Raw genomic sequence first — 22,502 nt, forward strand, 5'->3', positions numbered from 1 at the left:
AGTCCCTCGGACAGACGGTCGACCCAGATGCGACCATCCGGATTCAGCATCACCTCGACGACGGCCGGGTCTTCCAGAAGCCGGGCAATGGCGGGGCCAAGCGCCGTGCGCAGCATGCGCGCGCCCCGCTGAAGCGCTTCGGGTCTGTGGCGGTGAGCGGTCATCTCGTCCCCCATCGACAACGGGGACGCGAACCTCAGCTCCCCGGATGGGGGAGACTAAAAGGGTCCGGAATCAGACCCGTTCAACAAGATTCGAGGGTCGTCGTAGCGTAGCGCGCAAATACAGGAGAACGGCGGTGCTGCCGTCATTTTGCATCCCGAGTGTGCCTGGATGCCTTGCGGAGCGGCCTGCTCGACGGAGGACCTAACCTGAAGACGGCGCATCCGGACCGTTCCTCCCCGATGTGCAACGCCGGGCCGAGAACGGGACCATATCTAGAAGGAGGTTAGCCAGGAGTTCGTGCGGCTGGCGACATTCGTGCTTGAATTCCAAGGATTCAATCGTCTGCCCAAGGACTAGCTACCTGCGCTACCCCTCGGGAGGCGAGACAAGACCTGAACGACATCCGTCATCGCACTCTCCAACGTCAGTCCGGGTGGTAGGCACATCTGGCTTTCCTCTCTCGGTCCAGATCACATTGTATCGAGAGTTTACCGATCCGCGCTTCGCCGCCATTCTGGAGCGCAGGGAAAGCTGGTCCATGAATTTTGCCCAGATCAAGAGTTTTCACCTGGTAGCCACCCTTGGGACGTTTGCTCAAGCAGCCGAACGGCTTAACGCAACTCAACCCGCTGTCTCTGCCCGCATCGCAGCGTTGGAACGAGCACTCGGAGTCATCCTGTTCGATCGGTCCGGGCACCGGGTTGCGTTGACACGCGAAGGTCGGTCTTTTCTTCAAGTCGCAGAACAGCTCCTGCAAATTGAAGCGCAATACCTTGCGGCTGCGAGATCCGGTAAGTTCTCCGGGACACTGCGAATTGGTGTCGCCGACAGTATGGCGATCTCCTGGTTCCTGGATTTTCTGGTGGAACTCAGGGAGAGCAATCCGGATGTGGTTGTCGAGTTGCGTATCGGGTCATCCTATCGCCTTCGTGAGGACCTCCTTACGCGCCAGATCGATGTAGCCATCCTGGTTGGCCCGCTCTCTGATGTGGGCGTGCAAAACACGCTGCTCTGTGACTGCCCTTTCAGTTTCTTTGCGTCTCCCCAGCTCAATATACATGGGCGAAAGCTAAATCTAATCGATCTCGTAGGGTACGATATCTATACATTCGAGAGACTCACGCAGATCTTCCAGGATCTGTCAAACGAGGTGAGCACGTCCGGCGTCCCGCTCCGGCTGAGCCCGATCGGCTCGCTCCATATGAATATTCAGCTCGTCAAGCGTGGCCTGGGGATCGGAACCCTCCCTCCATGCGTGATCATGGAGGACATAGAGAGCGGCCATTTGATCGAATTGGATGTTTCCTTTCGATTCCCCGATGTCAGGTATGTGGCCTCCTATATGAGAGGGCCCGGATCGGGCGTCGCGGAGCAGTTCGCTCACACTGCCGGAATGTTCCTCAGGAGCCTCAAGCCGACTTTTCCTATAAAAATCCTTTATCAAGAAGCCAAAATATAAAGCGTTTGATCGCTTCTCTCCATGGTGCTGTACTTCATGAAACGAGTTCGGACAGGGCGCCCTGGGAGGGGAACTTGACCACTGAAGCACAGCGAACGCTCCATCGATGCTTGCCGGCGCGATCAGCCAACCGGGTCGCACCCCCAAAATCTTTTATCGTGATCGCCTGCCGGTACGTGTAAAGCGTCCGCCCAATTGTTAGGGCGCGTGTCTCTGCGGCATCGTTGATCGAGGCACCCTCGGCGGGCTTGAGCTGAGGGGCTGCGAGCGCGCCGAGACGAGCGAAAGCTCCGGTGCTTCGAGCTCTGTGATTGGCCTGCCAAATCCGCCTGCACCCAACGCGGTCGTGGAGCGAACGCGGTTGCCTGCGTGCGCTTGCATCGCATCAACTAAAAAAGGGGAATAGACATGAAGTCTTTTATCGGAATGGCGCTGGCGACCGGCTTGTCGGCTTTCGCTCTGACCTCCGGTGCCACGGCACAGTCGAAAGACCCGTTTATCGTCCTGAGCTTTGGCGGCCCTACTGATGAGGTTACCCGCGATCGCGTCGCAAAAAAGTTCACGGAGATCACCGGCCGCGAAGTTGTCATTCGTCCGCAAGCTGAATCTCTCGTCAGTACACTCGTCGCCCAGAAGAACAACCCACAGTATGATCTCGTTACGGTCGGGCTCGACAGTTACGAATTCATGCTGAAACAGGATGTTTTCGACAAGGTGAACTTCGACGATATCCCGAACAGCGCAGACTTGTATCCCTTCGCCAAGCTGACCCACGGAATGGCGATCGGGATCGGCGGCGTGACGCTCGTCTATAACACCGACAAGATCAAACGACCGATCACGTCCTGGTCCGATCTGTGGCGTCCCGAGCTGAAGGGACATGTGATCATCCCCAGCATTCCAAATGCATACGGCATCGATCTCCTGGTCATGGCCGCAAAGGCCAACGGCGGTGATGAAAAGAAAATCGATCCGGGATTTGCGAAGCTGAAGGAGCTCACGCCTTCTGTGTCAGCCGTTTACGAAAGCTCCTCGCACGCCGCCCAGCTTTTCCAGATGGGAGGAGCATGGATTGCTCCCTGGTTTTCGGGACGTGTTCCGTCTACCCAGGCCGCCGGGATTCCGGTCGCCGCGGCTGATCTTAAAGAAGGGCAAGTTGCCTATCTCAGCGTTGTCGCTCCGCTGAAGGGCAAATACTCGAAAGACGCCGCGCTCTTTCTAAATCTCTACATTTCGGACGAAGCTGCCGACGGCTTTGCCAGAGGCATCGGTTACGGCCCCGTTCGCAAGAGCGTGAAGCTTCCCGACGATGTCGCCAAGACGGTTCCCTACGGCGAGGAGCAGGTTGCGCGACTCAAGCACCTCGACTGGGGCACGATCGTCGAGAACCGCGTGCGATGGGGACAGCGCTTCCAGCGGGAAATCGTGCCGCTGATCGGCCAGAAGTAATCCCGCCTGCAGACCGAGAGCTTGGTGCGCGACCGAAGCCCGGAACGTGGAAGGAATTCGCGTGGCCAATCTCTCACTCACCCCTGCTTCGAGCGACCTTGGGTCAAAGGCCCCTGTGTCACTGCGCCTGTCCGGTATCGAGAAGAGGTATCCGGGAGCCAAGGACGCCTCGGTCAAGAATGTTGATCTGTCAGTGAGGCGCGGGGAGTTCATTGCTCTCCTCGGACCGAGCGGGTGCGGCAAGACGACGATGCTGCGGATGATCGCTGGTCTGGTCGAGCCGACCGCGGGGGACATCTCACTGGAGGGACAGCCGCTGACCGGCGTACCCGCCCACAAGCGCAATATCGGCCTGGTCTTTCAGAACTATGCGCTGTTTCCGCTGATGACCGTCTTCGAGAACGTCGCGTATGGCTTGCAGGAGCGTCGCGTCTCTTCCAGCGAGATCAAGCGCCGGGTCGAAGAGGCACTTGAAATGGTGGGCCTCGGGCATCTTCATACCCGGCGCCCGAAGGAACTCAGCGGCGGCCAGCAGCAACGCGTCGCCTTGGCGCGCGCGCTGGTGATCAATCCCAGCTTGCTTCTGCTCGATGAGCCCTTGAGCAATCTCGACGCGAAACTTCGGGATTCCGTCCGTCGCGAGATCAGGCAGCTTCAGAAGCGGTTGAACGTCACGACGCTGATGGTCACGCACGACCAGGACGAAGCGCTCAGCACGGCCGATACGGTCGTGGTGATGAACCACGGCGTCGTCGAGCAGGTGGGATCGCCCCGCGAGATCTACGACAGTCCGGCAACGCCTTTTGTCGCCGACTTCGTCGGCGCCTGTAACGTGCTTCCCGCGGTCGAGGTCGAAACCAAGTCCGGGCGTCTGCAATGCCGCCTGGACAACTCCGAGTTTCGGATCGCGCTGGACCACGAGGGGGAGCAGGTCGGGACGACGGGATCTCTGATCGTCCGGCCCGAAAGGCTCCGTCTTGCCGCCGAGGGGTCTGCCGCCCACGGCCTCGTCGGTACGGTCGTCGACAAGGACTATCGCGGTTCGACGACGTTCTACGAAGTGACGCTGGATAATGGCCACAGCATTTCCGCCGACGTCCCCTCCGATAGCGATGTGGCGGCCGAAGTCGGAACCCGAGTCCAAGTGACTTGGGAAGGCCCAGCCTGGAAATTCCTGGGCGAGAGCCCGCAATGACGAGGGCCAGAACTTGGCCGATCTTGCCGGCCGGCATTGCAATGACGGCATGCTTCGCCGTTCCGATGCTCTATATCCTGGCCGTGTCGCTGGAGCCCGCGCCAGATGTGTCGGATAGCCGGTTCTTCCGCTACATCGCCTTCTTCACTGATCCGTATTTCGCCACGATCGCGTTCAGGACTCTGGTTCTCGGCGTCGGGGTCACCGCGGCCGTTCTGGCGCTCGGATATCCGGTCGCTTATTTCCTGAGCCGGATGACCAGCCGGCTGCGGACCGTCGTCCAGGCCATCGTGTTCTTTCCGTTGATCACGAGCGCGATCGTCCGGACGTTCGGGTGGATGATCATCATCAGTGACGGCGGCTTTCTGAACCTGCTGCTCCAGTCGCTCGGCTTTGAGCCGGTCAAGCTGCTCTTCAAAGACGCGGGGATTTTCATCGGCCTCACGCATATCCTGCTGCCGTTCATGATCCTGACACTGCTCGGGACGTTGAACGGGATCGATCCGAACCTCGAGAGCGCGGCCATTTCGTTGGGCAGTTCGCCGTTCGGGGCGTTCCGGCGGGTGGTCCTGCCGATGAGCGTTCCAGGTATCGTGTCGGGATCGCTGCTGGTCTTCGCGCTGGCCGTCAGCGCCTTCGTCACCCCCGCTCTCCTGGGCGGAGTGCAGACCCCTGTCATGGCGACGATGATCTATCGAGAGGCGGTCGTGAATTATGACATCCCGGCTGCGGCCGCCGGCGCGATCATCCTGCTCGTGACCACGCTGGTGCTGGTCCACTTCTACCATGTCGTTCTGAAGGGCAGAGCCCCGCAGGTGCCGCAATGACGAAACTCTACAAGGCGGCATATATTTCGTTCGTCTGGCTGGTGCTACTCTTCATGGCGCTGCCGACCTTGGTCATCATCCTGTATTCATTCTATCCGAATGCGTACATCACCTTTCCGCCCACGAGCCTGACGCTCGACTGGTACGCCGCGGTCTTTCGCGAGAGCGATCTGTTCCTGGGACCGTTCCTGAACAGCCTTCGGCTTTCGCTCGCCGCGACGGCGATCTCCGCCGTCCTCGGCACGATGGCCGCCTTCGCCATGGTGCGGGGCAGGATTCCGTTCCGGTCGGCGGTCAACTCAGTTCTCCTCGCCCCGCTGCTGGTCCCGACCCTCATCACCGGTTTGGGAGGGATGATGATCCTGACCAAGTTGGGCTGGCTCGGCACCTATTCCAGCCTTCTTCTCGGCCACGTCGTCATCACCACGCCGTTCGTGATCCAGTCCGTGACGGCCGCGCTCTCGAATTTCGAGCGGACGGTCGAGGAGGCGGCGGTCTCTCTGGGGTCAAGCCCCGTGAGAGCGGTGAGGCGCGTGGTCCTGCCGGTGATCCTGCCGAGCGTTTTTTCCGGAGCGATTTTCGGCTTCATCATATCGTTCGACGAGCTGCCACTGACGCTGCTGCTGTCGACGCCCTCCACCGTCACCTTGCCCATCCAGCTCTACGGATATCTCCAGCAGCGCTCCGACCCGACCTTCGCGGCGGTGTCGGTGATGCTCTTGGCGATCAGTCTCATAGCGCTACTCGCAACGCAGAAACTGGGCGGCCTCGACAAGCGCATCTACTGAGCTCGCGCGCCTGAAACCATTCGGCGGGGCCGCAGGCCCTCCGGCCGCTGCGCGCCGCCCGAATTCCCGCACAGACACGACCTTACAGGAGAACGACATGTCGATTCAAAAGCTCTTCCAGGACAGCGTGGTGATCGACCTGGTGGCGCCGTTGCTTGCCGCGGACCGGCCGGACACGCCCAAGACTTTCCAGGGCTTCAAGGATGGCGGAGTCACCGTCGTCGGTGCGACCGTGGCTCTCGAGGAGGATTTTTCCGCGACCGTCAACAATATCACCCAGTGGTACGGCTGGTTCGATCGATATAGCAGCTTGATCAGGCTCGTCCGAACGGTCGAGGACATCGAAAGCTGCAAGAGAAGCGGCCATGTCGGCATTCTCTTCCACTTTCAGAATTCCGTCGCTATCGGCCAGGATCTCCGGAGGCTTTCGGTCTTCCATGCCCTCGGCGTCCGCGTCATTCAGCTGACCTACAATCGGCGCAACTTCGTCGGCGATGGCTGCACGGTGGAGACGGATGCCGGGCTCTCCGCATTCGGCCGCAGCGCCATCGCCGAAATGAACCGCGTCGGAATCGTCGTGGACCTGTCTCACACAGGATTCAGGACGACCATGGAGGCCATCGAGCACTCTTCGAAGCCGGTGATCTTCTCGCATTCCAACATTTCGGACGTCTATCCGTCCAAGCGGAACATCAATCGGGAGCAGGTCCGGGCCGTCGCTGCAACGGGCGGAACGATCGGTCTCAACGGATGCGAGTACTTCATCAAGGCCGGGCGCAAATCGACGGTCGACGACCTGATGGCCCATGCCAAGTTCATCGCGGACGAAGTTGGCGTCGACCACATCTCGGTGGGGCTCGACCATTATTGGGGCCATACCCCTCACACCTCCGTCGAAGCCCAGATGGAGAACTATGACGAGCTCGTCAGCAGCGGAATCTTCGATCCCGCGACCTGGCCGAAGCCGCCGATCCAGCTCGCCACCGGCATCGAGACGCCGCAGCAGACGGTCGCGCTCGCCGAAGCGCTGGACCGCGGCGGCTTCAGCTCCGCCGATATCAAGAAGATCCTGGGCGAAAACCTCATCCGCGTCTTCCGGAACGTCTGGCACGCCTGATCCAGGGCCGGAAGGGAGCGGGACGACGAGCCCGCCCTGCATCAAAAGCAGAAAAAAGGGGATCACGATGGACAACGACGAGCTCAGCAAGAAGCGGAGAAAAGCGATCCTCGCCGGAATGGTGGGGCACGTCCTCGAATGGTATGACTTTGCGGTCTACGCCTATGTGGCGGTCTATATCGGGGCGAACTTCTTCCCGTCCAGCAATCCCACGACCTCCCTGCTGACATCGCTCGCCACGTTCGGTGTCGGCTTTGTCGCACGGCCTTTGGGAAGTTTCGTATTCGGACGGCTGGCTGACAAGAGGGGCCGGAAAGTCGCACTGAGCGGCAGCTACATTCTCATGGCGATCGCGACGGTCCTGATCGGCCTCATGCCGACCTATTCGTCGATCGGCTTGTTGGCGCCCGTTTTGCTCGTCCTGGCGCGGCTCCTGCAGGGTCTCGCCGCCGGAGGCGAGGTGGCCGGCGCGATCGTGTTCCTGGTTGAATGGGCGCCGTCGAACCGCCGCGGCCTGGTCGGCAGCTTCCATCAGATGGGGAGCGGGCTCGGCTTCCTGCTCGGCTCGTTCACCACCGCGATCCTGTCCTCCGCGCTGACCACGCAGCAGATGTCGGAATGGGGCTGGCGCGTCCCGTTTCTCATCGGCGCCATCGTCGGTCCGCTCGGCTACATCCTTCGTGCGAAGGTCGACGAGACGCCACTCTTCGTGAAGGCGGAGAGCGCGAAGGCCGAACCGGCCCCGAACCTGTTCCGCCTGGCCACGCGCGCCTTCCTGTTCAGCGGCTTCTGGTCGATCGCGTTCTACTTGATCCTGACCTACATGCCGACCTTCGCGCAGCGGACGCTGAAAATCGACAGCTCGGCCGCATTCTGGATCAATACGCTGACGCTGGCCATCTACGTGATGGCGGTTCCTATTGCCGGATACCTCTCCGACAGGTTCGGTCGCAGACCGATGCTCATGCTGAGCTGCGTAGGCTTCGGCCTCCTCTGCTACCCCGTCTTCTCCATGCTCGTCGCCCAGCCGTCGCTGCAGGCCTATTTCTGGGTGATCCTGCTCTTTGCGGTTCTGCTCGCCGCCTATGCCGGACCGGCGCCCGCCACGGTCTCGGAGCTGTTTCCGACCGGCCAGCGCGGTATCGGGATGGCCCTGGGCTACACTCTGTCCGCCACGATTTTCGGCGGGTTCACGCCCTTCGTCGCGCTCTGGCTCTCTGAAACCTTCCAGACGCCTCTGGCACCGCTCGCCTATGTCAGCGCGGCAGCCATCCTGACGCTGTTCTACATCTACACCCTGCCCGAAACCGCCAAGACCAAGATGGCTTGACGCGGATGAGCCGGTGCATGCGTCCCCTGATGATAGACGGGATCACCATTCCCGCGATGAACGGCAGCGCGCTGCGGGACATGCGTGACAGCGGTCTCACGGCGACGGTCTACATCACATCGATTTGGGATGGTGCCGAGCAGGCGCTTCACAAGATCGCGGACCTGAAAGCGCTGTTGAAGAGCTCCGACGACGCGCTGCTCGTGAGAACCGTTCACGACATCGAGAAGGCCCGCGAAGCAGGCAGGATTGGCATTGTTCTGGGATGGCAGAATGCCGATGCTCTCGGCGAGAACCTGAACAATGTCGCGCTGTTCCACGAGCTGGGCCTAAGGGTCCTCTCGCCCTGCTTCAACGTGGCCAACTCATGCGGCTCCGGCTGCTATGAGCCGCTCGATGGCGGTCTCAGCCAATATGGTCACGAGGTCGTCGCCCAGTGCAACGAGGCGGGGATCACCCTCGATCTCACGCATAGCGGTGACAAGACCGGCGCCGACATCATCAAGCATTCGACGTCGCCGGTCTGCTTCACGCATGCCGGCGCGCGAGCGCTGATGAGCGACCCTCGCAACAAGACCGACGAACAGATGAGGTTCCTGGCGGAGAAGGGCGGCGTCGTCGGCGTCTCTTCCCTGCCGAACTTCCTTCCACGCCGCGCGGAATCGAATCTGACCGACTACCTCGATGCCGTCGAGCACATTTTCAACGTCGTCGGAGAAGACCACGTTGCATTGGGATCGGACATGACGCCTGGTCAATCCCGCCAGTTCTACGAGTTCACGGCGCGCCGCAAAGGCCACGGCAACAGCCAGATCGATTACACGAACCTGCCGGTGCTGACGGGCTTCAGTCAGTTCTCGCACCTCGATGACCTGGTTCGACTGCTGCCGCGGATCTTTTGCGAGAGGCAGATCGAGAAGTTCCTCGGATTGAACTGGCTCAGGCTCTACGGCGACACATGGCGTCCTGGATCCCTGCGATCCGATTTCCGCCCTTCATGAGGCATCCGGCCCGAGCGAGCGCGCTTGGGCGGCCGAACCCCGGCGAAGCGCTTTCCCATCTCACAATTCGAACAGCGGAGGATACGATGAAGATCCAAGCCATTGAGATGTATGGCTACAAGCTCTCCTACGCCCACGGGGAATACGTGATGTCCGGCGGGCGCGCCGCGACCCATCAGGATTCCACCGTGGTCCGTATCGTGACGGATGAGGGGATCGAAGGCTGGGGAGAGACCGCGACGCTTTCCGGCACCTATCTCCCGACGTTCCACGGAAGCACGCGTGCATCCATCCAGGAGCTGGCCCCTCATCTCATCGGCCAGGACCCCTGCAATACGACGCTGATCAACCGCATCATGAACGGCGTACTGCTGGGCCAAGCCAATGCGAAGAGTGCGGTCGACATCGCCTGCTGGGATATCTTCGGGCGCAAGCTCGGCCTGCCCGTGGCGGCTCTGCTGGGCGGCGTTCAACAGGAGCGGTTCCCACTCTACGAAGCCGTGCCGCTGGCATCTCCGGAGCAGATGGCCGATTATGTCTCGGCCCGCGGCAAGGCCGGGATCCGTCGCTTCCAGCTGAAGGTCGGAAACGACCCCTACGACGACGCCGCCCGCAGCCGCTGCGTGATGAACGCCGCCGATGACGACATGATCGTGATCGCCGACTCGAACGGAGGCTGGAATCTTCAATCCGCGATCATCGCAGTTCGCTTGATGGCGGACCTGGACATCTACGTCGAACAGCCCTGTCGGGACATCGCCGATTGCGCGATCGTCAGATCGATGACGGCGCTACCCCTCGTGATGGACGAAAGCGTAGTGAGTTCGGCCGACCTCTATCGTGCGAAATACGAGGTCAAGTCCGGATCGATCAATATCAAGCTCGGACGCGTCGGCGGGATCAGCGCCGCGGTCTCGATGAGAAACCAGGCTCAGGGTCTGGGCATGAATTTCTGCGTCGAGGACATGTGGGGAGGGGACATCATCTCTGCCGCAGTCGCTCATGTTGCCGCGAGTTCGACGCCCGAAGGATTGATGCACGCGTCCTTTTTCAATGATTGGACGAATGAGCATGTGGCTGGGTATGAGCCCAGGTCCGCGAATGGAATGGGATCAGCCCCGAAGGACGACGGGTTGGGAATTACCATCGACAGAAGCTTCCTGGGTGCGCCGCTAGCCACATTTTCATGATGTTTCATGCGGGCCAACGTCGGAGGCGGCCACGGTCCCTAATCTTGAGGTCTTCGTCCTGCCCGGAACGTCGAGCGATCTCTACCATTTTCTCGATGCGCGGAGGATCGACGCGGCCTTGCTCGTCCACCCGCCTTTCGCGCTCCCGAAGACGTTGAGCTGGCGATTGATCAGGGCTGAACCGATGATGCTGTTGGCTCCCTCCGAGGCGGCCGGCATGAAGCCGCGAGAGTTGCTGCTGACACGTCCCTTCATTCGCTACGACCGCAACAACTGGGGCGGCCGGCTTGCGGATGGATGGCTGCGCAGGGAGGGCATTGCTCCGCAGGAATGGCTCGAACTTGATCAGCTTGATGCCATCGCGATCATGGTCAGCAACGGGCTTGGCGTATCTATCCTTCCGGACTGGGCACCACCCTGGCCACAAGGCTTGACCGTCGAGCGACTGCCGCTGCCCGGCGCACCGCTGCAGCGCGAGATCGGGTTGATCTGGCCTCAGGCTTCCCCCGCAGCGCGTCTCGTCACGCTGTTGATCGATGCGCTCGGGCATGAGGAGGGCGCTTGAGCGAATCTCTTGTAAGGCGCAAGGCCGGCAGTATTCATCTCTTTCCTGACGTCCTTTTGGCGCCCTGTCCGGAGTCGAAATAGTCCAGATCGTCACCACGGCGTATCGGATTGCGGCTCCTGCGGCGGCCCACGCGATTGTTGCGCACGGAATGTGCCAGCGAGGCGAGGTGATCACCCGGCCTCCTCAGTCGGGGTGGTGACGGAAACGTCATCGGGGATCTCGCGCAGAAAGCTCTGCCCCTTCTGCAGCCGCTTGCCGAGCATTTCCACGAAACCGTCGAACCGCTCGCGGCCTTTGGCCTGTGCGGCAGCCTGGGCGTCCGGCGGCACGGGCGGTGTCGTCGAGAGCCAGAAGCGCACATAGAGCGCCAGTGTTTCGGCGGTGACGCCAAGATCGCGCTCCATCCGCTGGATTTGCCTGGACAGCCGGTCGAGCCGGCGTGCGAAGGCAGCTTCCCGCGCATCGGCATGGTCGGGTGAGAGGAACGAATTGACAGCCGCCTCGACGATCGCGGACCTCGGCAGCTTCTTGCGATCGGCAAGCTCGTTGATGCGCCCGATAAGCTCGACGGGCAAAGTGAGGTTTAGACGGTCACGCATGGTCTCAGAGCTCCATGCCGTCGCCAGGGTCGAGTGAGACCTGGCGGGCGATGCCGGTCATCTGACGGCGCAGTGCCTGGCGCTGACGCGCGACATCCTCCGGCTCGTCGTCGAGAATGCGTGTGAACTCCTCGGCCGGCCGCGGATCGGTCGTTTCCTTGACGATCGAGACGTGGTCGGGAAGCTCGGGTTCGCGACGCAGGCCGGCATTGGCCTTGTCGGGTTTGTGGGCCGCTATCAACGCAGGATCGGGCTTCTGCGGCTGGAGCGTCGACCAGCCATCGGTATGACGGGTCCGTCCGGATTTCTGCGGATCGGGCGATGGCAACACACGCTCGCGAAACCGGATATCCTCGTAATAGCGGACCTTTTTCGCCCGCACCGGCGGCGTGCCGGCGGCCATGACGATCTCGTCGGTCGGCGGGAGCTGCATGATCTCGCCCGGGGTGAGCAGCGGCCGGGCGGTTTCCGAGCGCGAGACCATCAGGTGGCCGAGCCAGGGCGAGAGCCGGTGGCCTGCATAGTTCTTCATCGCCTTCATCTCGGTCGCGGTGCCCAGTGCATCCGAGACGCGCTTGGCGGTGCGCTCGTCATTGGTCGCGAAGCTGACGCGGACATGGCAATTGTCGAGGATCGAATTGTTGGCGCCGTAGGCTTTTTCGATCTGGTTGAGCGACTGAGCGATGAGGAAGCTCTTGATGCCGTAGCCGGCCATGAACGCCAGCGCGCTCTCGAAAAAGTCGAGACGGCCGAGCGCCGGAAACTCGTCGAGCATCATCAGGATGCGGTGTTTGCGCTCCTTGGCGTGCAGATCCTCGGTGAGACGCCGGCCGATCTGGTTGAGGACGAGGCGGATCAGCGGCTTGGTCCGCGAGATGTCCGAGGGCGGTACGACCATGTAGAGCGTGGCCGGCTTTGCCTCCGTCGTGAGATCGGCGATGCGCCAGTCGCAGCGGCTGGTCACCTCCGCGACGACCGGATCACGGTAGAGGCCGAGGAAGGACATGGCGGTCGAGAGCACGCCGGAGCGCTCGTTGTCGGACTTGTTGAAGAGATCGCGTGCGGTCGAGGCGACGACCGGGTGAGGACCGGCTTCGCCGAGATGGTTCGTCGCCATCATCGCGGAGAGCGTCGCCTCGATCGACCGTTTCGGATCGGAGAGGAAGGCTGCGACGCCGGCCAGCGTCTTGTTCTCCTCGGCATAGAGGACGTGCAGGATCGCGCCGACGAGAAGCGAGTGGCTGGTCTTTTCCCAATGGTTGCGCTTGTCGAGCGAGCCTTCGGGATCGACCAGGACATCGGCGACGTTCTGCACGTCGCGGACCTCCCAGTCGCCGCGCCGGACCTCAAGCAAGGGATTGTAGGCAGCGGACTTTGGATTGGTCGGATCGAACAGCAGCACGCGACCGTGCCGAGCGCGGAAGCCTGCGGTGAGCTGCCAGTTCTCGCCCTTGATGTCGTGGACGATCGCCGAGCCCGGCCAGGTCAACAACGAGGGCACGACCAAGCCGACGCCCTTGCCCGAGCGCGTCGGCGCGAAGCACAGGACATGCTCCGGCCCGTCATGGCGCAGATAATCCTGTTCCAGCCGCCCGAGCACCACGCCGTCGGCGCCGAGCAGGCCCGCCGCCGCCGCCTCCTTCTTCTCGGCCCATCGTGCCGAGCCGTAGGTAGCGACGTTCTTGGCCTCTCGGGCGCGCCAGACCGACATGGTGATCGCGACGACGATCGCGATGAAGCCACCCGATGCGGCGATGAACCCGCCCCGCATGAAAATGTCGGGCGCATAGGCGTCGTAGAAATACCACCACCAGAAGAAGGCCGGCGGATAGTAGATGGACATATCGGCGAGCTTGAACCAGGGCGCTCCGAGCTGCCCCTGAAACCCGAGCTGCCAGGCGACATATTGCGTGGCGCCCCAGGTGGTGGCGAGCACGATGAGGCTGACGACGAGAATCTGCCCCCAGAGGATTTTGGTCGCGGACATGGCGAGACCCTTTCCGTGGTTGTCAGATGCCGAGATCGCGCTTGCGGCCGAGCGCCCATTCGATGCCGCCGCCATCCTTGGCGACGCCGGCGACGTGCTGGCCGAGCTTGCGTTCGAGATCGCGCGACCACGGCACGAGCTGGAAGCCGAGCCCGTCATCGATCATCGCGAAGCGGCCGGAGGAGAGGGTGAGGCGCTGGCGCACAGTGCCGGCAACGTATTCGCCTGTCTGCGCCTTCACATGTGGCAGGCCGGTCTCGGCCGCGAGCTTCTCGCCGACGGTATCGAGTTCGCGCCGGCGTAGCGTCGCGAGGAGGTTGCGCTGCATGACGATGCGCGGACCGTCGCGGCGCGCCAGTCCCTGATCGGCGAGATGTTCGGCCCGCGCCAGCATGGCGTCGCGCACCTCGCGCCCGAATCCGGCCTGCGACAGCGGCATTGCCTCGCGTTCGACAAGACGATGGTCGAGCCAAGTCGCGCCGGGTGCCGTGACCTGTGCCTGCAGATCGAGATCGGAGCGGGTGGCGAGCACGAGGGTCGGGCGCTCGTCCTCGGGCCCGCCGAAGCGACGGACCTCGACGATGCCGTCATTGGCCGGAGCGCGCTCGAAGGCGTCGACGTCGCGAAAGCGGACATGGTGCGCGCGCCCGTCGACGCCATCGATGACGGCATAGGCTTCACCGCTCAGCTCGTCATGCAGACCGCGATCGACGAGACGGCCGATGATCGGCGCTTCGGCTGCGCCGCCGTCGATCACGAAGTCGGAGAAGCCACGATCTTGGCCGCGCTCGCTGAAGGCGCGGTGCATGGTCTTGATGATGTCGCCGCGGATGCCGAGATCGCGCAGCGTGCGCTTGGCTTCGAGCCCGACCACCCATTGTCCGGGGGAACCTTCGATGGCGAGGCCCATCTTCTCGATATGCTGGAGGCGGCCGACCATGAGGCGGCGCAGTTCGGGATCGGAAGGTCCGGCCTGATCGGGGCGCAGGTCGATATAACCGGTTTCGTCGGCGGCACGCTGGATCTCGCCATCGATCCGGGTCCAGCGCTCGGCGGTGATCTCCTTTTCGAGGGCGTTGCGGATCTCGTGCTCGGGCTTCGGGCCGAGCTCGATGTCGACCAGCTCCTCGGCCCGCGAGCGCAGGCCACGGCTGATATAGTCGCGCGAGATCACGAGATCGACGCCGGTTTGGTCGACGCCGCGCACCAGCAGATGGACATGGGGATTGTCGGTGTTCCAGTGATCGACGGCGACCCAGTCAAGGCGGGTGCCGAGATCGGTCTCCATTTGGCGCGCGAGATCGCGGGTGAATGCTTTGAGGTCGGTCATCTCGGCCGCATCCTCGGGCGAGACGATGAAGCGGAAGTGGTGCCGGTCGTCCTTGCAGCGATCGGCAAAGGCGAGGTCGTCGGCGCGATCGGTCCCGGCATCGAACAGAACGCCCTTCTCGCCATCGCGGCTGACGCCCTCGCGCTTGAGGTAGCCGATATGGCTGGTCAGTGGCGCCGAGCGATATGCCTTGCCCTGATGGCGGGCGATGCGGGCGGCGACCACGACACGGCGCGAACTGCCGAACAGACGCGAGCGGCCGAAAGCATTGCGGCCTCGGCCGAAGGTCGAGTGAGCGCGCCGCGTGCCGGTCGAGGTCTTCGAAAAGCCGCCCTCGTGGTGCCCGGCCTTTTGGGCGGCGCGCAGGACCTGCTGGACGAAGCTCTTTGCCTTGGGCGCCCGCGTCGAGCGGATGCGGCCGGGCTTAATGCGAAAGTCGCTGTCGCCTTCGCTCATCACGGCCACCGCGGCGAGGCAGTGGCGCTGCGTGCATGCGCAGCCGTTGAAATCATTGCCAAAAACCGGGCAGCATGCCCGCGACCGCCTGCCGTGCAGGAAGAAAGCCAAGTCACGTCAATGACTTGAGCGTCGACTGCGCTGGCGCTTTTATCTTGCCTTCCCCTGTCGTTCCTCTCTGCGCTTCCCCTCCCTCCCGCAGATCCTTTCCGCGGGTACGCCAGACAGCGCCATGACGCGAAAGTCGTCATCGCGGCCGTCCGGCGTCAGCACGCACAGCGAATAGACCGCTCGATTGCGGCGCGATTGCCGAGTGATTGCCGGACGAAGAGCGTTCGGCCGTTACCGCCGGACGCCGCTCGAGTGGCGCGGGGGTCGCAAGGGCGGCTCCGATAAAGAGGGGCGCATCCTGCCAGCGGCGCGGCAATGTGCGGGCGGTCGGCACGATCCCGGCGAGCGGACCGCCCCCCATAAGAGGGCGCAGCATCGCGACATAAGCGCGGGTTTCGGCCGGCAATGGACGCCCGGCGAGGTGTTCTTCGTAGCGCCCAGGACCAGCATTGTAGGCCGCCAGAAAACCCGGCGAGCCGTAACGATCATGCAGCTCGCGCAGATAGGCGGTGCCGGCCAGGATGTTGTCGCGCGGATTGAAGGGATCGGCGCCGAGCTGCAATTGGGTGCGCAGTTCCGCCCAGGTCGTCGGCATGATCTGCATCAGGCCGCGCGCACCCTTGGCGGACACAGCGCGGACATCGCCCGCGCTCTCGACGCGTATGACCGCACCGATCCAGTCTGCGGGAATGCCGAAGCGCCGTGCGGCTTCGGCGATGTGAGCGCCGTGCGGATCACTCGCCGCGGCCTGTTCGATGGCAGCCGCGGGCGTCACCGCCGTGCCGATCGGAGCCGATCCGGCAATTAGGCCGGAAAGGAGAAGGAGGGCGAGGCGCCGGGCGCTGTTGCGGCGATCGGGCATCGCTTAGCCCTTCTCGCCGCGTTCTCGCTGGCGGCTCCAATGCAGCGACCAGGAGGCTGCATCGTCGCCGTTCCGGAACAGTCTGGCGCGGATCGGCTGCGCAAAACTCGGATCATCGAGGTGGATCGAGAGGTACTCGCCAGCTTTCTCGCTGTTGCGCGTCCAGCCGGCGCCGATCTCCGGGCCGTCCTCAGTTTCGGCATGCAGCCGGTAATCCGGCGCGTTCTCGGCATCGCTCGGCTCGGCCGGCACGATGGCGACGTCGAGGTTGAGCGCGAGCGTGTGGACGCACCCGGAAAACCCGGTTGCCTGGCGCGTAAACTGTCCAATCTGAGCCATCGGAAACTCCTTCCTGCTGCGGTGGTGACGTGAAACGGGCGCGAGCGGCGGCGCTGGTGGGGCGCGTTCAGCGCGTTGACGCGCGCCAGCGAAAGCGGCCGTCGCCGGCCTCATCGGTCCACAGCGGGGTGGCGTGGCCGATGACGGAATGAGCTGGGAATGGGCCGAAGTAGCGGCTGTCGAAGCTGTCCGGCGCCGCGTTCATCAGGAAGGTTTCGCCCTCAGCGAGCTCGCGGCAGCCCTGCCAGTTCGGCAGTTCGCGGCCGTAACGATCACGCGCGAGGGCCTCACCCAATCGGGTGCCATCGACGGTGATCGCGCCGCCGATACGACACACGGTCTGCCCTGACAGGGCGCTGACGCGCTTCAGCAACGGCACGCCGGCGGCGATGAAACCGCGCGCCACCATGAAGCGCTCGATCGGATCCGGTGCGCGTGCCGCGACCAAGTCCGAGAGCGCGAGCGGCTCCGCCGTAGCGATCGCATACAAGCCGACCGGCACGCTGGCCGAGCTGTTCCAGATCAGCCGGACCGGCGCGGTCGCGACACTGCCGAACGCAACGGCGGCTGTGCCGACCAGCATCGTCGCGATGATGGACCAGCGCGTCATGGCTCGACTCGCCGGCGCAGCAGGAACGCCCGATGCTGATCGCGGCTGTAGGCGTGCGGCTCAGCGCCGACGGTCAGGCGATTGTGGACATGGCGCCAGTGATCGGGCGAGATGGCTTCCGGATCGATGCCGAGCTGCTCGATCGCATCGATCGCCTGCAGCACGCGCTCGACCCTGGGCCAGCCTTCGAGCTTGAGCAGAATCTCGCCGCCGGGACGGACGAAGGGGAGCGTTTGGAACGGCTCGCCGCGCCCGATCGCGCGGACGATGTCGATGCGCGAGATGATCGTGCCGTGCTGGCCGGCGGCCCATCGGACGAAGGCGAAGATGCTGTCGGGTGCGAAGCCGACGATACGGCGGCGGCGGTCGAGGATTTGATCGTAGCTCGTGGAACCGAATCGGATCCAATGCTCGATCTTCTGCTTCTGGAAGGTCAGCTCGACTAATGTGGTGAACGGCGCCGGCCCGTCCGGCAGCGGACGGCTGCGCATGCCGGAATGCGCGATGCCGGTCATGACGGATCTCCGGGGGACAGGGGGAACTCGCGCGCAAGCAGCTCGCGAAGCATCTCGGCGACGGTGACGCCGCGCCCGAACGCGGCAATCTTGATCTGGCCACGCAGCTCGGGCGTCACATCGATGGTCAGGCGCGCCGTGAAGATGGGCGCATCCGCCGCGCGGCTCGGTTGGCCTTCAGGAGCTTTGATCCACGCATCCGGACTGGACGGGCGTGCTGCGAAGCCGCGCTTGCCGGGCCCCGTGCTCATGGCGCGATCCGATCGATTTCGGTGACGAGCGCGGCGATCTCGCGCGCCGCAGGACCATCGTCATCGATCTCGAAGGCGAGCCGGCCCGACTGCGCGGCATCGGCGTAGATGACGCGCTGCCCGATCGTCGTGCGCAGCACCGGCGGATCGTGATCGGCGAGTGTCTCGGCGGTTTCGCGGGCGATGACGGTGCGGGCACCGCAGCGGTTGAGGATGAAGCGCGCCCGCAGTTCTGGCCTATAGATGCGCGCTTCCGAGAGGAGCGCCAGCATCTCGGCCGATGCCCAGCCGTCGAGCGGCGATGGCTGGACCGGGATCAGCACGAGGTCGGCGGCGAGCAGCGCCGAGCGCATCAGCCCAGCGACGCGCGGCGGACCGTCGATCACGACATGATCGACACCCCGCGCCAGTTCCGGCGCTTCGCGGTGGAGCGTGTCGCGCGCCAGGCCGACGACGCCGAACCGGCGCTCCAGGCCGCTGCGGCCGCGCTGCTGCGACCAGTCGAGCGCCGAGCCTTGCGGGTCCGCGTCGACCAGCGTGACCCGCTTTCCCTTTCCGGCCCATTCGCCCGCGAGATGCAGCGCCAGCGTCATCTTGCCGACACCGCCCTTCTGATTGAGGAGCGCGACGATCATGTCGCGTCTCCCGAGCGGCCATTGCGCTTCCGCACAACCGGGTTCTGCACAGCGCAGGCGCGCTCTAAAAAGTTAGAGTCTACGTTAGACTCTAAGTTACGGGCACGAATTTGACTGCGAAATCCGTGGGTTAGACCCGATTTAAGTTCCTGATAGCACGATAGTCGGGTTCCTGATGGCACGATATCGGCGGTTCCCGATAGCACGAGCGTTTCCACAGCCTGTCCACAGGGCGGGGTGGGCTCGAAGGCGAGGAGAAGGCGTCCGCTACTCTCGACCTCGATCGAGAGGGAGTAGCCAGGCAGAGGCTGGCGGCGGACGATGCCGCGCAGCTCAAAGGCGAAGCGTTTGAACGGCGAGAGGCTGCCGGACTTCTGGTAGAGATGGCCGAAATCGAAGCGCCAGCCATCGCGCTGCCTGCCGCCATGCTTGCGCACGATGCGGTAGAGCCAGCGCTCGAGCCCGCCGGTCAGATCGAAATACGCCCGGTCGATGGTGAGCACGAGCGCATCGTCGAGGACCGCGCGATAGAACCAGTCAGGCAGGATCAGCTCGATGCCGACAGGGCGGCCGTTGCGATCCGTGCGCTCCTGCCATTCGTTGATCCAGGAGAAGCGATGGCGGCGACCTTCCGCCGGCTGACGGATCGAGGTCGCGACGGTGGTGGATTGCAGCCGGTCGAGCGCCGCCTTCAGGCGCATGTAATCGCGGAGCGAGACGCCACGGCCGACGAAGGTCAGAATCTCATAGGGCGTTGTCGCCATCAGCCGGGAGGTGCGTAAGCCAGCATCGCGCGCATTGACGATCTGGCTCGCTGCCCAGATCAGGATGTCGGCATCCCAGATGGTGGCCATGCCGTGGTCGGGCACCGCTTCAACACGGATGGTGACATCGCCGGCCCTGAAGTCGATCGGCGCGATGCGTTTGGATTTGGCGAGGGAGAAGAACGGATAGGCCATGAGGTCCTGCGCATCACGGGGCGCGAACTCGCCGGGGAGCGCCTGGAACAGGTCGAGCTGTCCGCGCTCCGAGAGAGGGTGAGATCGTGCTGCCAAGGGGAGGTCGCGCGATCAGCGCGCGTAGCGGCCGGAATGAGCCGGTGGCGTCGGGCTATGACGCTTGGCCGGCAGGACTGTGCCGCGCGGATCGGAGGTCGAGGTCACGGCGCCGCGCTCGGCCCAGGCCTGGAGGTCGTCGACGGCGTAGACGACGCGGCCGCCGAGCTTGCGATAGGCCGGGCCGGTCCCATAGGTCCGATGCTTTTCCAGCGTCCGGGCGGACAAGCTCAGGAATTCGGCAGCTTCCTTGGTGCGCAGGAAGCGCGGCGGCAGAACGGCGAGATCAGATCGCATTGCGCGAACCTCCGTGGGCTCGTGGGGACCGCTGGAGGGCAGCGGCTGACGAGGGCCACGATGGCGAAGCGGAACCGGCGAGGTGCAGGGCGAATTTGGGGGGTATCAAATTCGCCCACCGGGGGCGGGGTTCCGATGGGCTAAGGTCGCCTGCGATGACGAAGCAGTTTGCGATAGCCGCCCGTGATCAGGGCGCGCCCATCCCTGAGCAGGGTCTTGATCGCGTGGCGCGCCGAGGAGGCCTGCCACTCGTCGCGGCCAAGTGGTGGTGTTCGCAGGAGCGTCCGAGCGATCTCCTGCTGGCTGGCGCCATGACGATAGCCGTCGATCGCCTGCAGCATCCTGCGGTAGCGGAGGCGTTGCTGCCGTGTGAGCCGTGTATCGGGCGGGACGGCGCGGCCGAGAAGCGCTGCGAGCAGGCGATGGATCGATTCCAGACGGGCGAAGCCGTCGCGATCGAAGGGGACCAGCGCGGCAACGGCCGTCGCTTGCCGTCTATCGCCAACGTGTTCGAGTTGGAGGCGCTGTCCGCCGCCGAGATCGTAGGCGATGAAGTTCGCGTCCCCGTCGGAACCGGCCATCAGGCTCGGTGTTTCGCGATCCGTGATGAGATGCGTCGGGGCCGGGACGAGCAAGATGATGCTGTCGTCGTCCTCGAAGGACCAGAACACCGGCGCCGCAGGCGGAGTGCTGAGCGGATCGACCGGGAAATCGCAGGCCCCACCGTTCCCGGATTCGGGCCAGTAGTGGTTGCGGGTCGTTTGTGGTCTGGGTCAGCGCCTCGAAATCCTGGTCATAGCCGTCATTCCGGCGGAGCCATTCCCAGGCGAGATCCGAGGCGGTTAGGCTCTCGACATAGCGATAGGCCGCCGCCGAGCGCCAGTTGGACGCATCTGGTGTCATCGTGGTCCTCCGTTCCGCCGCTTGTGGGGGGAGGTAGGGTTCGCGGATAGGTTGCTTCGGTCAATGAACCCATGCGGCAAAGGGTGATGCCGCCACGACATCACCGCTCTTGCTTCGGCCGGCTCTCTCGGGCGAGTTCGCGATAGCCTTGTTCGTTGAGCCACCGGGCCCGCGCCAGATGGGCGTCGTGAACGCGGCGGCAGCGTTCGGGATCGGCATCGGGATCGAGTTCGAAGAGGATGCGGACGGCTTCGCGCCAATCGGCGCCGTCACGCGCCGCGTCGAGCAGCCGCAGATAGAGCATCATGTGCTCGCGGTCATACGCCGTGAGCGTCTCGCCAGTCGGCGGCTCATCGAGAAAAATCGGCGCTGCCATCATCTCCCCCAAGATCGTGCGGCAACGGTTCGGCCGGTGCTGTCGAGCGATCCCGGTATCATTTCTGCATGCACCGAGAAGAGAGGCTGTGTCAGGCCCTCGTGCCATGCTGATAAACCGGGGTTGGCATGCAGCAACCACCGGCAAAAATAGCAGATTCCACTCACCAATTTAAGCGGATGGATCGCTGGTATCGAAGAACGCCATCGGATCAGCCCCAAGCACATCGGCAAGCTTCTCCAGCATGTCGACCGTGGCGGCGTGCTCTTCTCGTTCCAGCATTCCGACATAGTTGCGATTGATCCCCGCGCGATCAGCAAGCTCTTCCTGCGACAAGCCCTTGGCGTGCCTCAGCTTGCGCAAATTTTTCGCGACGATCTCCCGCAATCTCATGCGGATGAGGTCGTCGCGTTCCCCGGTCCGTCGCCACCCAGTAAACTAGGGAATCGTGTCGGCGACAACAACTGCGGCTCTCTCGTTGGTGAGCCAATAGGTCGCTTTGGGACATTGTCGCCCCGCCCGGCTGGTCGGGCGGGGCTTCGGTGGGAGTTATTCGCCGTTGCGGCGGCTCGGGCGAGACCAGATCAGGCTGTAACCCTCGCCGTCCTCATCGTCGAAGAGGTTTGCGTAGATCGGGGCGTTGAAGCTCGGATCGTCGAGCTTAAGGCCCAGATAATCGCGGCCCTCGTTGGAGCGCTTGGACCAGGCGGCGCCGATCTCAGCTCGGCCGACGACGACCCGGTGGCTGGGAGCGTTCTCGCCGGTGGCGCGGATGTCGGGGACGATGCGGACGCCCTTAGCCTGGACGCTGAGAGTGACGATTTCCCCGGAAAACTCGTTCGCGCCGGTCTTCTTGAAGGTGCCGATGGTGGCCATGGTGTTCCTCCTCGATCCTGTCTGTCTCGAGCCCGCACCATTGCGGTCTCGATGGTGATCGACAGGCCGGAGGCGGTCGCCGACGCACCCTTGGGCTGGAGCGTCAGCGGAGGACGGCGCGAGAGCGAGTTTCTTGGTGCGCGAGGAATGGCGGCGCAGCCGCCAGGGGAAGAAAGTCGCGATGCGCTGTTGCGTCGAAGGCGACCGAGGC

Annotated in this window: 25 protein-coding genes and 2 pseudogenes; 10 read left to right on the forward strand and 17 right to left on the reverse strand. The window is 63.6% G+C overall.

Annotation, left to right across the window (positions count from 1 at the left end):
• Window positions 1-164: pseudogene (locus tag AC1RRW_RS12765) on the reverse strand (P-type conjugative transfer ATPase TrbB); the annotation flags it as partial.
• Between the two features lie 539 nt (window positions 165-703).
• Here AC1RRW_RS12765 and AC1RRW_RS12770 point away from each other — a divergent pair.
• The 10 genes and pseudogenes from AC1RRW_RS12770 to AC1RRW_RS12815 all read left to right on the forward strand — a co-directional run.
• The gene (locus tag AC1RRW_RS12770) at window positions 704-1,624 is read left to right on the forward strand and encodes a LysR family transcriptional regulator (RefSeq protein WP_492901147.1); all 921 of its coding nucleotides are present in this window, start codon (window positions 704-706) and stop codon (window positions 1,622-1,624) included.
• A gap of 408 nt (window positions 1,625-2,032) precedes the next feature.
• A complete protein-coding gene (locus tag AC1RRW_RS12775) occupies window positions 2,033-3,073 on the forward strand; it encodes an ABC transporter substrate-binding protein (protein WP_492901148.1) in 1,041 nt (346 codons plus the stop codon).
• A 61-nt stretch (window positions 3,074-3,134) separates the two neighbouring features.
• Window positions 3,135-4,268, forward strand: coding sequence for an ABC transporter ATP-binding protein (locus AC1RRW_RS12780; protein ID WP_492901149.1), 1,134 nt, complete (start codon window positions 3,135-3,137; stop codon window positions 4,266-4,268).
• A 65-nt stretch (window positions 4,269-4,333) separates the two neighbouring features.
• The gene (locus AC1RRW_RS12785) at window positions 4,334-5,095 is read left to right on the forward strand and encodes an ABC transporter permease (RefSeq protein WP_492901150.1); all 762 of its coding nucleotides are present in this window, start codon (window positions 4,334-4,336) and stop codon (window positions 5,093-5,095) included.
• The gene (locus AC1RRW_RS12790) at window positions 5,092-5,883 is read left to right on the forward strand and encodes an ABC transporter permease (protein ID WP_492901151.1); all 792 of its coding nucleotides are present in this window, start codon (window positions 5,092-5,094) and stop codon (window positions 5,881-5,883) included. Before AC1RRW_RS12785 ends, AC1RRW_RS12790 begins: the two co-directional genes overlap by 4 nt.
• Window positions 5,884-5,980: 97 nt before the next feature.
• Window positions 5,981-7,000, forward strand: a complete 1,020-nt coding sequence (locus AC1RRW_RS12795; RefSeq protein WP_492901152.1) for a membrane dipeptidase — start codon at window positions 5,981-5,983, stop codon at window positions 6,998-7,000.
• Between the two features lie 67 nt (window positions 7,001-7,067).
• Window positions 7,068-8,330 carry an MFS transporter gene (locus tag AC1RRW_RS12800; protein WP_492901153.1) on the forward strand — a complete coding sequence of 421 codons (1,263 nt, stop codon included), beginning with the start codon at window positions 7,068-7,070 and terminating at the stop codon, window positions 8,328-8,330.
• A 17-nt stretch (window positions 8,331-8,347) separates the two neighbouring features.
• Window positions 8,348-9,331 carry a dipeptidase gene (locus AC1RRW_RS12805; RefSeq protein WP_492901154.1) on the forward strand — a complete coding sequence of 328 codons (984 nt, stop codon included), beginning with the start codon at window positions 8,348-8,350 and terminating at the stop codon, window positions 9,329-9,331.
• 86 nt (window positions 9,332-9,417) lie between these two features.
• On the forward strand, window positions 9,418-10,521 hold the full coding sequence (locus AC1RRW_RS12810; protein WP_492901155.1) for a mandelate racemase/muconate lactonizing enzyme family protein: 1,104 nt from the start codon (window positions 9,418-9,420) through the stop codon (window positions 10,519-10,521).
• A 46-nt stretch (window positions 10,522-10,567) separates the two neighbouring features.
• Window positions 10,568-11,086, forward strand: a pseudogene (locus AC1RRW_RS12815) (LysR substrate-binding domain-containing protein); the annotation flags it as partial.
• A 173-nt stretch (window positions 11,087-11,259) separates the two neighbouring features.
• Here the strand turns inward: AC1RRW_RS12815 and AC1RRW_RS12820 are convergent.
• The 16 genes from AC1RRW_RS12820 to AC1RRW_RS12895 form a co-directional block, all read right to left on the reverse strand.
• A complete protein-coding gene (locus AC1RRW_RS12820) occupies window positions 11,260-11,688 on the reverse strand; it encodes a ribbon-helix-helix protein, CopG family (protein ID WP_492901156.1) in 429 nt (142 codons plus the stop codon).
• Window positions 11,689-11,692: 4 nt separating this feature from the next.
• On the reverse strand, window positions 11,693-13,675 hold the full coding sequence (locus tag AC1RRW_RS12825) for a conjugal transfer protein TraG (protein ID WP_492901157.1): 1,983 nt from the start codon (window positions 13,673-13,675) through the stop codon (window positions 11,693-11,695).
• A gap of 22 nt (window positions 13,676-13,697) precedes the next feature.
• Window positions 13,698-15,461 carry a relaxase/mobilization nuclease domain-containing protein gene (locus AC1RRW_RS12830; protein ID WP_492901158.1) on the reverse strand — a complete coding sequence of 588 codons (1,764 nt, stop codon included), beginning with the start codon at window positions 15,459-15,461 and terminating at the stop codon, window positions 13,698-13,700.
• A 247-nt stretch (window positions 15,462-15,708) separates the two neighbouring features.
• Window positions 15,709-16,434 (reverse strand): lytic transglycosylase domain-containing protein, encoded by a 726-nt coding sequence (locus AC1RRW_RS12835; protein ID WP_492901159.1) that lies wholly within the window; start codon window positions 16,432-16,434, stop codon window positions 15,709-15,711.
• 3 nt (window positions 16,435-16,437) lie between these two features.
• Entirely contained in the window at window positions 16,438-16,773 is a 336-nt protein-coding gene (locus AC1RRW_RS12840; protein WP_492901160.1) for a DUF736 domain-containing protein, read from the reverse strand.
• A gap of 67 nt (window positions 16,774-16,840) precedes the next feature.
• Entirely contained in the window at window positions 16,841-17,383 is a 543-nt protein-coding gene (locus AC1RRW_RS12845; RefSeq protein WP_492901161.1) for a S26 family signal peptidase, read from the reverse strand.
• On the reverse strand, window positions 17,380-17,898 hold the full coding sequence (locus AC1RRW_RS12850; protein ID WP_492901162.1) for a DUF2840 domain-containing protein: 519 nt from the start codon (window positions 17,896-17,898) through the stop codon (window positions 17,380-17,382). The genes AC1RRW_RS12845 and AC1RRW_RS12850 overlap by 4 nt, the downstream gene beginning before the upstream one ends.
• Window positions 17,895-18,149 (reverse strand): hypothetical protein, encoded by a 255-nt coding sequence (locus AC1RRW_RS12855; protein WP_492901163.1) that lies wholly within the window; start codon window positions 18,147-18,149, stop codon window positions 17,895-17,897. The genes AC1RRW_RS12850 and AC1RRW_RS12855 overlap by 4 nt, the downstream gene beginning before the upstream one ends.
• Complete coding sequence (gene parA, locus AC1RRW_RS12860) at window positions 18,146-18,784, reverse strand: ParA family partition ATPase (protein WP_492901164.1); 639 nt, start codon at window positions 18,782-18,784, stop codon at window positions 18,146-18,148. Before parA ends, AC1RRW_RS12855 begins: the two co-directional genes overlap by 4 nt.
• The gene (locus AC1RRW_RS12865; protein WP_492901165.1) at window positions 18,781-19,839 is read right to left on the reverse strand and encodes a replication initiator protein A; all 1,059 of its coding nucleotides are present in this window, start codon (window positions 19,837-19,839) and stop codon (window positions 18,781-18,783) included. Before AC1RRW_RS12865 ends, parA begins: the two co-directional genes overlap by 4 nt.
• 15 nt (window positions 19,840-19,854) lie before the next feature.
• Window positions 19,855-20,136 (reverse strand): helix-turn-helix transcriptional regulator, encoded by a 282-nt coding sequence (locus tag AC1RRW_RS12870; RefSeq protein ID WP_492901166.1) that lies wholly within the window; start codon window positions 20,134-20,136, stop codon window positions 19,855-19,857.
• A gap of 140 nt (window positions 20,137-20,276) precedes the next feature.
• Entirely contained in the window at window positions 20,277-20,717 is a 441-nt protein-coding gene (locus AC1RRW_RS12875) for a DUF2285 domain-containing protein (protein ID WP_492901167.1), read from the reverse strand.
• Window positions 20,632-21,039 (reverse strand): transcriptional regulator domain-containing protein, encoded by a 408-nt coding sequence (locus tag AC1RRW_RS12880; RefSeq protein WP_492901168.1) that lies wholly within the window; start codon window positions 21,037-21,039, stop codon window positions 20,632-20,634. The genes AC1RRW_RS12875 and AC1RRW_RS12880 overlap by 86 nt, the downstream gene beginning before the upstream one ends.
• 100 nt (window positions 21,040-21,139) lie before the next feature.
• The gene (locus AC1RRW_RS12885; RefSeq protein WP_492901169.1) at window positions 21,140-21,415 is read right to left on the reverse strand and encodes a DNA -binding domain-containing protein; all 276 of its coding nucleotides are present in this window, start codon (window positions 21,413-21,415) and stop codon (window positions 21,140-21,142) included.
• A gap of 171 nt (window positions 21,416-21,586) precedes the next feature.
• Entirely contained in the window at window positions 21,587-21,808 is a 222-nt protein-coding gene (locus AC1RRW_RS12890) for a helix-turn-helix domain-containing protein (protein ID WP_492901170.1), read from the reverse strand.
• A gap of 156 nt (window positions 21,809-21,964) precedes the next feature.
• Complete coding sequence (locus AC1RRW_RS12895) at window positions 21,965-22,291, reverse strand: DUF736 domain-containing protein (protein WP_492901171.1); 327 nt, start codon at window positions 22,289-22,291, stop codon at window positions 21,965-21,967.
• Between the last annotated feature and the right edge of the window lie 211 nt (window positions 22,292-22,502).

Source organism: Allobosea sp. GW821-FHT12C12, from assembly GCF_058807355.1.